The following is a 13,353-nucleotide window of genomic DNA, read 5'->3' as shown; positions in this document are numbered from 1 at the left end:
ACAGTGACACCGAATCCAAACCCAACCTTCGCCCATCGATAAGTGATTGTTTATATGGGTCGAGACGATAGAAGTGTGGTCACAGGTCTACCGAGCCCGGTTGATCGGAGGTCGACGATGCCGATGTACAACGATGGTAGTGCCCTTGCGGTGCTGTTCCGCTTGCCGCAGGCAGACGACGGCCTCTATGTTGTCGCCTCGACCGACGACGAAGACCTGTGCCAGGTGTTCGTCGCTCAGAAACTGCCGAAGCGGCTCGGCTACGGCCCGGCGCGGTACGAGCAGCAGCCGATGACCGAGCGTGTCCGCGAGCGCCTGCTGGCGTGCGGCTTCGCCGACGGGCAGATTATCCAATGAACTGCGTGACAGCATATTGGGTGTTAGCTGCCCGTGAAAACCACCGCTTAGCCCTTGAGACCCGGGGCCAGTTGCGCAACTGCCGGCGTCACGGGCTGGCGGATCGACGCAAACAATTGCGCAAGGAACTGCAGTGCCATCGAACTCGTCGCAACATGGCGATGGTGCGGGCGCGCCTTACGCGGGATGAAGTCGCCCGCGTCGACGCCCTGCGCTCGGCCGAGCTCGCGCGCCTGCCCGCCGGCGTCGTGCCCGGGCTGATGATCGGCGGGCGCCCGGTGCTGGCCACCAGCAGCGAGACGCCGCCGTGAGCGCGCCTATGACGTTGAAGTGGCTTTCGCCACGGAGCGCTTGCTTCCAGCCTACGAGCAGGTCCCCCAGGAGTTCAAGGCCGGCAACCTTTATACGCAGCTGGCCAGCGCCATCTTCTACGGGCAGCCCCTGCCCGATGCGCGGCTGGAGCTCAAGCCTGCTTCAGTGCTGAGGCTCTACGTCGCGCCGTGCAGGCCCATCTAGGGTCGTGGGAGCCAAAGCACGAACACAATATCGCCGGCGTCTGCTACATGCTCGCCTGCGCCTGCGCCTGCGGTCTCTACCAGGACAGGGGCTGATGGGCTACTTGAACCCACTTCTAAAACTACCGGCCGGCCAAGCGCTGCAGAGGCTTCCCCCGAGCGAGCGCGCACACCTGGAGGCGCTGATGCGAGAGCTGCGCAACCAGGCCAATGCCGAAGCCGAAAAGGCGTGGCGCAAACGCAAACGCAAAGGCCCAATGGCCGCGTATTGGCGTGCCGTCGCAACCTACGCTCGCCACATCGCGCACCTGCTGTCGCGGCAAGCCGCCTGCTCGACAACATCCAAGAAATCGGAGAACTCACATGGCTGAAAATATTGAACGCGAGAAGCAGCTAGAGGCTGTCGCACGCGCTGTTTGTCTGGCATGCGAAGAGGTGCCGGATCACGCCGGTGATGCTCAGGGCAATGCTCGTCGCTGGCAAGACTACTTGCCTTGCGCGGATGCGGCGATTGCGGCACTCACGTCGCAATGGCAAGGAAAGCAAGAGATCGACGTTGTGCCGTCCGCAGCTGCTGTTGTGCAGGTAGCGGTGGCAGCCGACAGCATTGCCGGCATGCGTACCACCCAGCGCAAGCCAGGAGTGGCTGGAGAGGATGTTCGCGAGGATTTCGAGGCGTTTGCGCGGATACAGGACCTAAGAGTCGAAAGAGGCGGCCAGGAACTTGAATACAGGCATTATGAATGCAGCATTGCATGGACTTTTTGGCAAGAAGCCTACGCCGTATACGCCAGTCCCCACCTAACAACGCAGGAATTGGAAGATCGCCGCAATGAAGATGAGGGGCAAAATTGATGGAAACCAAAGTGTTTCGCACGGTGGTGTTTGAGATGACCGACGCCGCCAATGGGCAGAAATTCATGAAGCCACTTAGAGCGGCTAACAAAACGTAGCGAGCAGTCGTCAGGTGGGTGCGGACGGCGCGGAGGAACCGGAATGTACGTGGGTACATGCCGATTCCGAGCACCGGCCGCGCCCGCCTGACGGCTGCGCAGTAGTTTTGATAGCTGCTCTTATAGAGGCTTTGGGCGAAGACGTGGAGGTCGCCCCAGGAGTTCGCGTCACTGCGGTAAGTCTGCGCGATGAAATCACTGCCATTGAGGCGATGGAGGCTGGAATCGATTCGGCACAAGTCAGGATCAGCCTGTAATGGTCGAGTCAAGCCGCATCACATCGACGGAAGTGTTCGATGCGATCGAGAAGCTACTCGCTGCAGGCCAGGCGCCAACGCACATGAGTGTTCGCGAGGTGCTCGGCAGTCGCGGTAGTGGTCCAGTGCTGTCAAAGTTCATCGCTCGATGGTTTGAAGAACACGGTGCCGAGTTCTTCATCAAGGTTGGCGACGCGCGCTCGCGCAAACCGATCACCGATATCGGCGCCCAGATACGCCACGCTGCGGAGCAAGCAGCTCAGGTACTCTCGGATGCAGAGCGGCAACGGCAGGAGGCGCTATGCACCCGCGAGGCTGCTGCGGAGCAACGCTCGGTGATGCTGGATGCGAAAGAAGAGGCGTTGTTTGCCGAGCAGGCAAAAATGGCCGAACGCGCCAGCGAGCAAGAGCGACTGATTCACGAACTTCAGTCGGACAAAACCAACCTCGTGTCGCGTCTCGATCAAGCGCGTCTGGATCGGCTGCAGGTTGAGTCAGAACTTCGAGAGCTGAGTTCCGCCCTTGCCGGCGTGCGAGATGAGCTGGGTCTCGCGCTGCAAGAAATCGCAGTGAGCCAGGAGCGTGAACAGGCAAGTCAACTTGCATTGGCTGAAGCCCGCCATGAGCGTGACGCGGCGAGTAAGCGTTTCGAGCGTTTTGAAGATCGATACGCGAAGATATTGAATGCCATACATCGCTTGCGCGAGTCGGGGCAAGAACAGGGAACGAATCTGCTTGACTCACTCCAAAGGCTTTCTGAACGCCTGGAGCTACATCAGACGCAACTCGATGCAAAGGCTTCTGAGCTAGCTGCAGCCTCGCTTAGGGCTACGACATTGGAGGATAGGCTCCTGCAGTCAGAAACGCTGCTCGCAGCAGCGCATGGTGAGGCACGCACTCTCTCCGCGGCCTTAGAGCAGCTATCAAAACTACTGCGCAGCCGTCAGGCGGGCGCGGCCGGTGCTCGGAATCGGCATGTACCCACGTACATTCCGGTTCCTCCGCGCCGTCCGCACCCACCTGACGACTGCTCGCTACGTTTTGTTAGCCGCTCTTAGTTGAACATATGCACACGATCGATCAACTGCGCGTCGAGCGTGATGCGGCTCTCGAACTTGCTACATCGGTTTCTTCGAGCCTAGCGACGATCTCCAGGTACTTTGAGAGTAATGGTAATCATGGGACAGAGGATGATCCAACGTGAGCGCACCGATTGAGACCGATTTTGAAGGTATGCCCACAACCGCCGCCTTGGATGCCATCTTGCGCGAAGCACTGGCGCTTGCTGGTAGCAGAGGTCTGCGGGTATCCGACTTGCTCACTCGTTCACCGCTCCGTCAATTCGTGCTCAAGCACAAGGCGCAGCCTTTTGCGGCACAAGGTGAACCGCCTGTTACGCGAGTGAAAAGACACCTTCAAGCGATGCGCGCCTCCGGCGCCGCGCATGTTGACGCAGGTTGTTGGACGCTGACACAAGCGCCGCAGCACTGCCAACTTTATCAACTCGATGTGACCACCTATCAGCCTGACAAGTACGTCCTGCTCAACACCGACGACGGAAGTGCCTGGCGTGGTGATGTCACCACGCCAGGGATCGCACATGCGCGATGGCTTCGGGCTGCGGATGGTGCTGTGGGAGCAGTCCATATCCTGCGGCAGGCTCTAGAGGGCGTGCTGGAGCATAGCGATCCGGACAACTGCCCCAATACCAAAGCGCCGGATCGCCGTAACCCTGACTGCGCTGTGTGCCATGCAATGCATATTCTAGGAACAAGCGTCCATGTTTAATGCCATCCCAATGAAAGCCGCACTGGATTTCCTTCGAGAGCTATCTAGTACATCTGCAGCTGTGTCGCTTCCTCTCTCATTACTGTCAGCAGCACTATGGTCGACGGTTAGGTATGAGCCAGGATCAACGGACGGCTCAGACTTCTGTCTAACCGTTTTTAAAATGAGCGCACTGTATTTCGTAGCCTCTATAACTGGCTATGTAGCATTCACCCGTAAAGCAGGTCGGATCGCGGATTAAATATGGACAACCAAGCCGTTATCACTATTGTGGCAGTAGGCGTCGTTGGCGTACTTATGCCAATTCTCTTTATCAAGGGAGTACCGAGGATTATCAAGCTTAGTGCTATTGCTAAGCATCTGAAGCGGAAGAGGATGATTTTTTATGCAGGTTGAAGACCAATTGCTACCCGTTGTACTGGTTGCCAGTACTACCGTCCGGTGTGTCAGCTGCAACACCCTGCTGGCGACGGCATACCCAAACGACATAGCTATGACCGTGCCCGATACCCATCTTGCCGACGATGGCGATGCCATCCCGCGTGCACCGCGCCAGGCCGACGGCGCGCCCTGCATCTCGATGGCGATGCTCGGTGCTTGCCCGCAATGCCACACGCGGCAGTGGTATTTAGAGCGGCTAACAAAACGTAGCGAGCAGTCGTCAGGTAGGTGCGGACGGCGCGGAGGAACCGGAATGTACGTGGGTACATGAAGATTCCGAGCACCGGCCGCGCCCGCCTGGCGGCTGCGCAGTCGTTTTGATAGCTGCTCTTAGAAGTCACCCGACATCCCGGCGGGGAGAGCAAGATGTACGACACGCTCGCCAGCTATGACACGTGGGAGCAGCTGTTTGTCACGTCGACGGCGGTAGACGCGCGACCGTGGCGGATCTACGCAGTGGACACCGCCGATGGTGCGGTGCATCGGCATGTCATCGGCCCGATGCCGATTCTCGACATCACCGGAGCCATCAATGCGAGCGGCGTCAGTGCGTGCGGCAGCGGCACGTTTTGGCGCGACGCGGCGAGCGTCGCCACAGCCCTGCTGCCACAGCTGGAAGCTGTGGAGCGCCAGCTAGCAAATCGCACTGGCTATGCTCATTCGATTTTTCGCGATGAATCCTGGCTGTTGACGAGCCAGATGGGAGCTGAGCGAGTTCGCCTTAGCGATGAGTTGCAGTCAATCGGTTTTGATAGTGCCCTTGTCATTCACGTGCCAGAGGTGTCCCGTGATGCGTAACTTCGACTGGTCCCAATTCTCCCCGCTCGATCATCTGATCGCTCTGGCGCTGATCGTCGGATGGGTGGTGTTGACTTGCCTGTTAGCGTCGCTCGCGATGAACCTCGCTTCACGCGTGTGTTCACTGGTATTTGGACCACGCTCCGGCGATCGCAGCCCGTGAGACGTGGGTGCGTAGTATGGCAAAGGTATTCACTAAGAGAGGCAAGCCGTGGATAGGAAAACCAGCACTGCGTTTCTAGAGGGTCGGCAGGGAATCATTACGGTTTGGGCCAAAACCTGCCTAATTAACTGAGATGCAAGGAAATTGCTTCATGCCGGCGGCGGATATCCACGCTAATCTTCCGAACACGCCGGCCTTCTGACCTAGTGCGCGCACGCGTCCGTCCGATAAGCTCGTACACGTCGGTTCGATTCCGACCAGGGGCACCACCGTTAGCGACGGAAGAACGCCTCCAACTGCGCGCCATGGCAGCGCTTGTACTTGCTGCCGCTGCCACACAGACACGGCGCATGCTCGCGTAGTCCTGCACCGAGTGATTGGCCGAGGAAATCCCTCGCCTGCAGAAGGGGCTGGATCTCATCGACGGGAACGCTAACGTGCCCATACTGCGATGCTCGCTCGCCACGATTCATGACCCGAACGATCGCTTCCGACATCTGAATAAAGTGCTTGATCAACAGGTCGTCGCGTAGCGGCATGCGGACGTTGTCGATGGCCAAGCCTTTGTAGCGTCTGCGCGGGTCGGGCACGAAGAGAATACGTGCCTCGCCTTCGGGCTTTGGCGTGATGTCGATCATTTCCCCAGCGGGGCTGATCCACACGGCATGAAATTCTGCTTCCACCAGGACGTGCGGCCATTCCCACAGTTGCCAACCGCACAGCATCTGGCCGCCGTCCCTAGCGATCTTGGCCTGCACGTTGGGAAAGCACTCATGCACGATCGCATCAGCTTCTGGATGTACCGAGAGATATACCGGCTGTGCACCGCGCACGACCGAATCGGCCAAGCGCCGCACTGCACGGGTGATTTCCGGGGGTGTGGTGGTGACTACGCTCATGGCAAAGCTCCTTGCGATCGTTGCGCCTGGTGTTCTCTGCGTAAGCTATGGCGCCGGCGTCTCTTCCGATGAGATCGGCTTTAAGCCACTGCCAGCTGCACTGGCCGGCAGTAGCTGGGCCACGAGCGGCTCCAGGGTGCTCAGACGCACCGTGGCGCGCAGGGTCTCCACCTCGGCCTGCTCACGTTGTTCGCGTTCCTGCGCCAGCTCGTCTCGGGCTTGTTCGAGCTCTTGTCGCGTAGCGTCCAAACTCTGAGCATCTTGGCTCCAGCGCACCTGCAGCGCCTGATATTCGGCCGCTCTAAGGCGCAGCGTATCGGGGTTCAGCCGACATACGTGTAAACGACATACGTGTAAAAATGACTCGCAGAATCCGATTTCTTTTGTGAAAACATGAAGTTGCCAGATAAAACGGCGCTTCCATCGGCTCATCCACCACCTCGTCCCTTTCGAGGTTCGGCACGCTGCAACTGTCTTGCGGCGAGTGTGCGAGGCCGGTCGGTCACCGGGTGCGTAAGTGCCTGAGATCAGGATTGTTGACTTCTGCTAATCTAATGCGGCCCGAAGTGCGGGCGCTTACTGATGGATCAGGAGTGGCAGTGTGCAAAGCTTGACAGTTGACCTTGCGACGCTTGATTCCTTGCCGTTGTCGGCGGTGAGTATATGCACTGTATGGCGTAGGCCACCCAGCCGCTGGACGATGGCGTTGCGTACGTTCTCGGCGGTGCCGTCAGGCGAGTAAGCCAGCAGAGGCAGGCGACTGCGGCGTTCGGTCATGCTGACCACCACGGCCTTTCCGTGTGAGGCCCGGAGGGTATCCAGCTCCCAGTCGCCGATGCGGCTTCGCTGCTCCACCACGCTTGGGCTTCGCGTAGATGCGTGAACAACTGGCCACCGCGCTTGTGGTCGGCGTAGATTTGCCGATAGATCCATTCGTGACTGGCCAGGCCGGTGCGACCGGCAATCTGTTCCGGGCTGAAGTCCTCCCTCAGCAGGACCTCGATCTGGCAGATGCGCTCAGCGTCGATGCGTGGACGCCGGCTGGCCTGCGTGCGCCGATGCTCGCTTATGCGCTGTGCGTGCTCTGGCAGATAGTGCCGAGCGTGCTAATTGCGGCGCAGTTCGCGGCTGATCGTGCTGGGCGCGCGCTCCAACGCATCGGCGATGGCCCGCATCGACATCCCGGTTTCATATAACGCATGCAAACGGTATCGTTCGGCCTGGTCCAGGCGGCTGGATGACGTGGGCAACTCCACTTGGCTGTGACGTCGTCAGGTCAGGTCGCCGGACCACTTCACAACCGTTGGTGTTGCGAATCAGAGTTGAAGCCGCCGGCTGTTTGGCTTAAATCACGCCGCCCCCTGGCGGCGCGGCTTGTTACCAACACGAAGTGCGCCCAGTTACAGCGCCTGCGCTGCGCAGGACGAACTGTAACTGACAGGCCGCACACCCATGCCTGGCGCTCCAACGGGGCGGTATGCCGTGGACTCGCAAAGCCTGCCGTCAAAGTGTGTAAGGGTCCGGCCCCCACGGTTGGCTCCTCAGGTTTGGTGTTGAGATATCGGTCTCCTTTAGATGAAACCGCTCCAGACGCTTTACGAACTGGCGGCTCTCGTCCTTCGAGGCCACCCGCAGAAAATCTATTGCGCGCTGTAGATAGACAAGCCGCTTCTGCTCCAGTGAGGTGCTTAATCGTCGAGGTTCAATCACCTTCGGGTCGACGGTTCCGCGAAGGCCGCGCTGATCCATTTCAAGGATTACGAAAGGCCATGGATGACGCTCCGACGCGTGTCGGCTATATCGGTCACCGATCGTTTCGCCTCGGGTGTTGATGGCTGCCGCCGCAGAACCCGGCTGATTGGCCTCCGCCCATTGACCAAGGGTGCCGCTGGACTGCGAATGCTTGAAGAATTGTGCGGGCAATAGCGGCTTCCCGTCGATCATGCGGATGCCGCCATCACCGACCGCTGCTATGGGGATTTCGTTGCCGCTCCAATCCTCGAACGCGTCACCATTGACGTTCCGATGGTGGAGGTCATCCATGAGCGTCTGTTGATCTGCTGCTTTGGACGTAGCCGACAGCGCGAAGATCTTGCATCCCGTCTGCGCCTTCTGGGTACTCAAGCAGAGCAACGTCGTCTTCGCTTTGGATGGCAGCATCTCCTTGAGTGCTGGAAGTACATCCTGGCGATATTGGGCAACCCGGTCGGGATCCGTTCCCAGTGGATCGATGATAAGGACCGAACGCCGCCCACCGATAATGCGGACATCCACGGCGACCGCATGCTCTTCGTAGCCTGGCAGTACGGCTACGGCCCTCTTGCCCGACGCGGGGATGCTTTTTCTCAACCATTGACCAAGTTCCTTGGACGTATCGAGCAAAGTCAATGGCGAGCCGGGTTTGCGCGCGGACTCCGCCGCAATTAGCGTCGGAATGACTACGGCGTCGAAGATTTTTTCTTCCTCTCCCGGCGTCCAGTTTCCATCGAGCAGCGCCGCGAAGCGTGCCTTGATTTGGCGAAGGGCGTTGATGGCCTCCGTTACGGGTTGAGATGTGCGCGAATCTTGCGCCCGTTCTTGGAGTGCTTGAGGGTGCGAAGAAGCTGCGCCAGTGTCAAAGCTGGCATAAGGGTTCCAGGCTGGCTGAGACCACATATCGGCAGGAGCGATCGGATACTCGCCGGTCGATACGCCCTGCCACTCATGGGCTGAGTCATGCAAGTTGCCCTGGTATTCTGACCAGCTGCTAAAACCCTCATGGCCGGACCATCCTGCCCCTTGCCAACTGGGTGAGCCCTGCGGTTCGAGAGAAGCGGAGCGACGCGGTGGGGAAGGTAAAGCCTCGCGCAGTGCACTGATCGAAGAAGAAGGCGACTCCCTATGCGATGACAGCGGTGATTCGGATGGCGCGGCCTGCTCTGTAGTGTGGGTTGCATAATGCTCAGGTGACCCTGCCACGCTCGGCTTTGAATTGCATAGACCCATGTCGATCTCCTGCAGTGACTGTAGAAGCAAGTTTGGCGGGGGAGCGCTTCGCTTCGCTTCGCCTCACCGAAGTCGTGGCTGGGACGACGAAAGGCATACGGGATGACCGGTGCCTTCCCCCAAAACGGCTGATCATCTGCCTGCCGTCATTGCACCGGCTGAAATGGCGTTTTCGGGTTCGCCGACGGAGTGCGCTGGCCGCAGCTGCGCCAGTAACTGTTCCAGCGTGCTCAGACGTACCGTGGCCCGCAAGGTGTCCGCCTCGGCATGTTCCCGGCGCTGGCGCTCTTCGACCAGATCGGTCCGCGCCGCAGCCAGTTCGGCGCGCACGCCTTCCAGCGCTTGGACATCTATGGTCCATCGCACCTGCAGGGCTTGGTACTCCGTAGCCGCCAGGCGCAGTGCGTCGCGCTCGCGTTGCTGGGCGTCGGCCCGCTGGCATGCCTGCGCCAGTTCCCGCTCCAGGCGGGTATGGCGTTCCAGCCACTGGCCATTGTCGCGGTTGAGCTGCATCAGGTCGTGGTTCTTGGCGGTCAAGGCCTCGTTGGCCTGCCGCAGGGCGACCTGCAACTCCTGCACTTGGTGCGCGTGCCGACGCTGCTCCTGCTCACGCTGGTCCTTGACCGAGGTGCGGTAGTGCTCAAGGGCTTCCCTGGCATGGTCGTGCTTTTGTTCCAACGATTTCGCATGGGCGTCGTGCTCGGCCACGCGAACAGTCAGGCCCGCGATCCGTTCCTCCAGCTGAGCTAGCTCGGTAGTGCGGCTGGCCACCTCGCTTCTGGCGGTGGCGCTCGCCTCGCATTCGGCCTGCAGGGCGGTCTCGCAGCGCTGCAGCTGCGTGCTGTAACTGCTTTCGCTTCATCCACAGGTTTGAAAGCGCAAACAACGTCAGCACCTGCGTGGTGTTCTTGGCCAGGCCGCGATAGCGGACCTTGGTGTAACCGAATTGGCGCTTGATCACCCGGAATGGATGCTCCACCTTCGCGCGCACGCTGGCCTTGAAGTGTTCCCAACGCTGTTCCCGAGCACGCTCGCGGTTGTTGCCGATGGCTTGCGTCGTCGAGGGCCTGGCGGCGATGAAGAATGCTGCCTTGCAGGTCTGCAGTTCGTCGCGTTTGTCCGCGCCGGTGTAGCCGCTGTCGCCGAACACGCTGTCTTCTTTGCCATGCAGCAACGTGTGCGTCACCGTGACGTCGGCGACATTAGCCGCTGTGCAATGGACGTGGTGCACCAACCCGGAAAACTCATCCACGCCGATGTGCGCCTTCATCCCGAAATACCACTGATTGCCCTTCCTGGTCTGATGCATTTCAGGGTCGCGCGCGTGATCGGCGTTCTTGGTCGAACTGGGTGCAGCGATCAGCGTCGCATCGACGATCGTGCCCGACCGCAGGCTCTGACCCTTGCGCGCCAGATGCGCGTTGACAGCGTCCAGCATCCGCGCGGCAAGGCCATGGGTCTCCAGCAGGCGGCGAAAGTTGAGAATCGTGGTCTCGTCCGGAACGTTGTCCAAGCCACCGAGCTGGGCAAACCTCCGCAAGATCGGGATCTCGTGCAACGCTTCTTCCATCGCCGGATCGCTCAACGCATACCACTGCTGCAGCAAATGAATCCGCAACATCGTCGCCAGTGCGTATGGCTGTCGACCAGGGCGTCCCGACACCGGATAGTGCGGTGCGATCAGACCGAGCAAGTGCTGCCACGGAACGACCTGCTCCATCTCGGCCAGGAAGATCTCCCGGCGGGTCTGCTTGCCCAGGCCTTCAGCGTCGCCGAACGTCAGTTGCATGGATTACTCCTCAACATGAGGCGGGTAGTGTCGCGTATCTATGGTGCGTTGTTCAGAGGTTCCCAAGAGTTGGAGCCTCCCAACTTCCCGGGGCGATTCAGCGTTTGCGGCAATCACCGATTTTTGAAGAACGGCAGAAAACGAAAACCCCACGTTCGCAAAACAAAAAATCTTTTCGCGCCAAATCTCAATACAAAATCCATCACATCATAAAATAAAACTCCAACTCACACATACGCCAATGCCAATGCCAATCGAAACAAATTATCGAGGTATTTACAGTCAAAGCCTCATCAATTCCAGCACAAATTTGGAGAGATTCAATGCAGAAGTTAACGTTCACCTGGACGCCATAGGCTCTGGAAGCACGGGAAACCAGTTGCTCGATGATCTCGTAAGCCTGAGCAGCCAGAGGCGGCATAAGATCACTATCCATGAAATGGAAGTTTCCAAATCGGGGCCATCGGCGGAGCCAGTCTTGTCGAGGCATCAGCTAGAACGGCACCCCGATTTGAACAATTATCAGGAAATCAGAGAAACTGCAGGGAGGCGTTATGCGTGGAAGACTTCACAAGGCCAAAATGAAGGATCCAGCGTCGTAGTCACCTGGACAGCGCATCAAACCAGCATGGGACTGGATGAGGACGGCGACCCCACGGGCCCAACTTCCAGCCATCGCGATAAGGTCAGTCTGCTGGCGCACGAACTTGTACACGCCAAGCACATGATGGGCGGCACCTGGATGGGTTCTTACGATGACTCGCGCGACCCAGAAACAGATTCCGGAAAAGAAGAGTTGCGCGCAGTGGGTATTGGGGAATACAAGTATTCAAAAACAAGGCAGCCCTCCGAAAATTCGGTGAGGGCTGAGCATGACCTACCAAAAAGAGCCAGCTACCATTATTCCGGGTACAGAAGCGATTGATTTATCTCATACGACGGAGAGATTATCTTTTCAGCCTGATAGACCGCAGGCCATTGATCTGGCTCTCAGTTGTTCGTCAACCGCCGGCATGTGGATGCCAACAAACTGGCGGCAGCCTGTCGGGACACCATCAACAGCTGCGCCGGCCTGCAGCTCCCCAAATGCTGGGGCGATGGCAAGAGCGCGGCCGCTGGTTGGCTTTTCGTACAGTGAGCGGCCCACACACGCTTGACGGTGGTGACGCTAGCGCCTGCTAGGCGCGCAGTGTTGGCGATGGTCCGACGTCCCCCCACCCTGAGTAGTGGCTTGGTTTAGAGTCCGGGGGTAATGATATCGGTGTTTGCCAGATGTTGGGCATAAGCAGCCGGGGTCATGCCGCCGATCGCCTTCTTGGGTCGGTCCTCGTTGTATTCGCGTCGCCAGCGTTCGATTTCGGTGCGCGCGTGCAGTAACGTCGGGAACCAGTGCTCGTTGAGGCATTCGTCGCGTAGTCGGCCATTGAAGGATTCGACGTAGGCGTTCTGGTTCGGTTTGCCTGGCTGGATGAGCCGTAGTTGCACATCACGGGCATGCGCCCAGGCGACCATCGCCTTACCGCAAAACTCCTTGCCATTGTCAGTGCGGATCACCTTCGGCAAACCGCGACTGTGCGCCAGTCGGTCCAGCACGCGCGCAACGCCGTGGCCCGAGATCGCGCGCTCCACGTCGATGGCGACCGCTTCGTGGGTTGCATCGTCCACGATCACCAGACACTTGATCACCCGCCCTTCGGCAGTGCGGTCGAACACAAAGTCCATCGACCACACCTGGTTGGCCTGCGATGGCCGCAGCAGCGGCTGACGCTCGCCTATTGGCACTTTTTTGCGCTTGCGCCGTCGGACCTGTAGCTGCTGTTCGCGGTACAACCGCTCCACGCGTTTGTAGTTCACGATGCGTCCTTCTTGCCGCAATTTGAGATAGATCATCCCCACGCCATAGCGACGATGGCGATGCGCCAGCGCAACAATGCGCTCGCGCAGTTCGCCATTGCGGTCTTCGCGCGGGCAATAGCGCAGCGCACTGGCGCTCATGCCGATCGCTGCCAAGGCACGACGCTCGCTGGCACCGCGCCCGATCCACTCGCGCACCAGCGTACGACGCGCCGGTGCGCTTACCACTTTTTTCGCAGCGCATCCTTGATCAGGTCGTTCTCGAACAGCTGCTCGGCCAGCAACTTCTTCAGCCGCGCGTTCTCGGACTCGAGGTCCTTGAGCCGCTTGGCATCGGGCACGCTCATCCCACCGAACTTGCTGCGCCACAGGTAGTACGAGGCCTCGCTGAAGCCATGCCGCCGGCACAGGTCCTTGATGGCGACGCCGCTTTCGGCTTCGCGCAGGAAGCCGATGATCTGTTCTTCGGAAAAACGCTTCTTCACGTCCAATCTCCTCGGGGTAGGGAATTGGACTCCAAACTGAGGCACTACTCAAAATTGGGGGGACGTCGC

General features: G+C 59.4%; 14 protein-coding genes, 3 other RNA genes and 5 pseudogenes. 11 read left to right on the top strand and 11 right to left on the bottom strand.

Translation table 11 applies throughout. The features are described from left to right. Positions 1–117 precede the first annotated feature (117 nt). From ACCQ01_RS11485 to ACCQ01_RS11465, 5 genes are all read left to right on the top strand, one after another. Positions 118–357: a hypothetical protein gene (locus tag ACCQ01_RS11485; protein ID WP_228434286.1), complete on the top strand. Its 240-nt coding sequence runs from the start codon at positions 118–120 to the stop codon at positions 355–357. Then, positions 354–668: a hypothetical protein gene (locus ACCQ01_RS11480; RefSeq protein ID WP_228434285.1), complete on the top strand. Its 315-nt coding sequence runs from the start codon at positions 354–356 to the stop codon at positions 666–668. The genes ACCQ01_RS11485 and ACCQ01_RS11480 overlap by 4 nt, the downstream gene beginning before the upstream one ends. Positions 669–687: 19 nt before the next feature. Then, positions 688–873 carry a hypothetical protein gene (locus ACCQ01_RS11475; RefSeq protein WP_046936229.1) on the top strand — a complete coding sequence of 62 codons (186 nt, stop codon included), beginning with the start codon at positions 688–690 and terminating at the stop codon, positions 871–873. Positions 874–967: 94 nt separating this feature from the next. After that, positions 968–1,243, top strand: a complete 276-nt coding sequence (locus ACCQ01_RS11470; protein WP_046936227.1) for a hypothetical protein — start codon at positions 968–970, stop codon at positions 1,241–1,243. Continuing rightward, complete coding sequence (locus ACCQ01_RS11465; RefSeq protein WP_228434284.1) at positions 1,236–1,727, top strand: hypothetical protein; 492 nt, start codon at positions 1,236–1,238, stop codon at positions 1,725–1,727. Before ACCQ01_RS11470 ends, ACCQ01_RS11465 begins: the two co-directional genes overlap by 8 nt. A gap of 82 nt (positions 1,728–1,809) precedes the next feature. Here the strand turns inward: ACCQ01_RS11465 and ACCQ01_RS11460 are convergent. After that, positions 1,810–1,884: non-coding RNA, sX9 sRNA (locus tag ACCQ01_RS11460), on the bottom strand. A 197-nt stretch (positions 1,885–2,081) separates the two neighbouring features. On the opposite strand from ACCQ01_RS11460, the pseudogene ACCQ01_RS11455 reads away from it, so the two are divergent. Then, positions 2,082–2,384: pseudogene (locus tag ACCQ01_RS11455) on the top strand (DNA-binding protein); the annotation flags it as partial. 192 nt (positions 2,385–2,576) lie between these two features. Here the strand turns inward: ACCQ01_RS11455 and ACCQ01_RS11450 are convergent. Further along, complete coding sequence (locus ACCQ01_RS11450) at positions 2,577–2,777, bottom strand: hypothetical protein (RefSeq protein WP_228434283.1); 201 nt, start codon at positions 2,775–2,777, stop codon at positions 2,577–2,579. Between the two features lie 280 nt (positions 2,778–3,057). On the opposite strand from ACCQ01_RS11450, the gene ACCQ01_RS11445 reads away from it, so the two are divergent. Both ACCQ01_RS11445 and ACCQ01_RS11440 read left to right on the top strand, forming a co-directional pair. Next, positions 3,058–3,132, top strand: a non-coding RNA gene (locus tag ACCQ01_RS11445) — sX9 sRNA. 150 nt (positions 3,133–3,282) lie between these two features. Further along, positions 3,283–3,870 carry a hypothetical protein gene (locus ACCQ01_RS11440; RefSeq protein ID WP_126936940.1) on the top strand — a complete coding sequence of 196 codons (588 nt, stop codon included), beginning with the start codon at positions 3,283–3,285 and terminating at the stop codon, positions 3,868–3,870. Positions 3,871–4,505: 635 nt separating this feature from the next. On the opposite strand, the gene ACCQ01_RS11435 is transcribed toward ACCQ01_RS11440, so the two are convergent. Beyond that, positions 4,506–4,580, bottom strand: a non-coding RNA gene (locus tag ACCQ01_RS11435) — sX9 sRNA. A 97-nt stretch (positions 4,581–4,677) separates the two neighbouring features. Between ACCQ01_RS11435 and ACCQ01_RS11430 the strand changes: the two genes are divergently transcribed. Both ACCQ01_RS11430 and ACCQ01_RS11425 read left to right on the top strand, forming a co-directional pair. Next, positions 4,678–5,109, top strand: a complete 432-nt coding sequence (locus ACCQ01_RS11430; protein WP_228434282.1) for a hypothetical protein — start codon at positions 4,678–4,680, stop codon at positions 5,107–5,109. After that, positions 5,102–5,272 carry a hypothetical protein gene (locus tag ACCQ01_RS11425; RefSeq protein WP_155767704.1) on the top strand — a complete coding sequence of 57 codons (171 nt, stop codon included), beginning with the start codon at positions 5,102–5,104 and terminating at the stop codon, positions 5,270–5,272. Before ACCQ01_RS11430 ends, ACCQ01_RS11425 begins: the two co-directional genes overlap by 8 nt. Before the next feature lie 272 nt (positions 5,273–5,544). On the opposite strand, the gene ACCQ01_RS11420 is transcribed toward ACCQ01_RS11425, so the two are convergent. The 6 genes and pseudogenes from ACCQ01_RS11420 to ACCQ01_RS11395 all read right to left on the bottom strand — a co-directional run. Next, a complete protein-coding gene (locus ACCQ01_RS11420) occupies positions 5,545–6,171 on the bottom strand; it encodes an SEC-C domain-containing protein (protein ID WP_081306973.1) in 627 nt (208 codons plus the stop codon). A 45-nt stretch (positions 6,172–6,216) separates the two neighbouring features. After that, entirely contained in the window at positions 6,217–6,603 is a 387-nt protein-coding gene (locus ACCQ01_RS11415; protein ID WP_372358884.1) for a hypothetical protein, read from the bottom strand. A 204-nt stretch (positions 6,604–6,807) separates the two neighbouring features. Continuing rightward, positions 6,808–7,421, bottom strand: a pseudogene (locus tag ACCQ01_RS11410) (IS30 family transposase); the annotation flags it as partial. A gap of 253 nt (positions 7,422–7,674) precedes the next feature. Further along, entirely contained in the window at positions 7,675–8,892 is a 1,218-nt protein-coding gene (locus ACCQ01_RS11405; protein WP_228434288.1) for a YopJ family acetyltransferase, read from the bottom strand. 396 nt (positions 8,893–9,288) lie between these two features. Next, positions 9,289–10,005: pseudogene (locus ACCQ01_RS11400) on the bottom strand (DNA-binding protein); the annotation flags it as partial. Continuing rightward, a pseudogene (locus ACCQ01_RS11395) lies at positions 9,980–10,945 on the bottom strand (IS5 family transposase); the annotation flags it as partial. The pseudogenes ACCQ01_RS11400 and ACCQ01_RS11395, both read right to left, overlap by 26 nt. Positions 10,946–11,186: 241 nt before the next feature. Between ACCQ01_RS11395 and xopG the strand changes: the two are divergent. Further along, complete coding sequence (gene xopG / locus ACCQ01_RS11390) at positions 11,187–11,870, top strand: XopG/HopH/AvrPtoH family type III secretion system effector (RefSeq protein WP_503258128.1); 684 nt, start codon at positions 11,187–11,189, stop codon at positions 11,868–11,870. A 200-nt stretch (positions 11,871–12,070) separates the two neighbouring features. Here the strand turns inward: xopG and ACCQ01_RS11385 are convergent. Together ACCQ01_RS11385 and ACCQ01_RS11380 are read right to left on the bottom strand one after the other, a co-directional pair. Beyond that, positions 12,071–12,160: pseudogene (locus ACCQ01_RS11385) on the bottom strand (recombinase family protein); the annotation flags it as partial. Positions 12,161–12,181: 21 nt separating this feature from the next. Beyond that, a protein-coding gene (locus ACCQ01_RS11380; protein ID WP_372358882.1) for an IS3 family transposase occupies positions 12,182–13,284 on the bottom strand; the annotation gives its coding sequence in 2 pieces (ribosomal slippage) (positions 12,182–13,026 and positions 13,026–13,284; 1,104 coding nt in all). Between the last annotated feature and the right edge of the window lie 69 nt (positions 13,285–13,353).

The organism is Xanthomonas sp. NCPPB 4037 (genome assembly GCF_041475695.2).
In the GTDB taxonomy this organism is placed as follows: Bacteria; Pseudomonadota; Gammaproteobacteria; order Xanthomonadales; family Xanthomonadaceae; genus Xanthomonas; species Xanthomonas campestris.
Note: the sequence above shows the minus strand (reverse complement) of the source record. Positions and strands in the feature narration are given on the sequence as shown.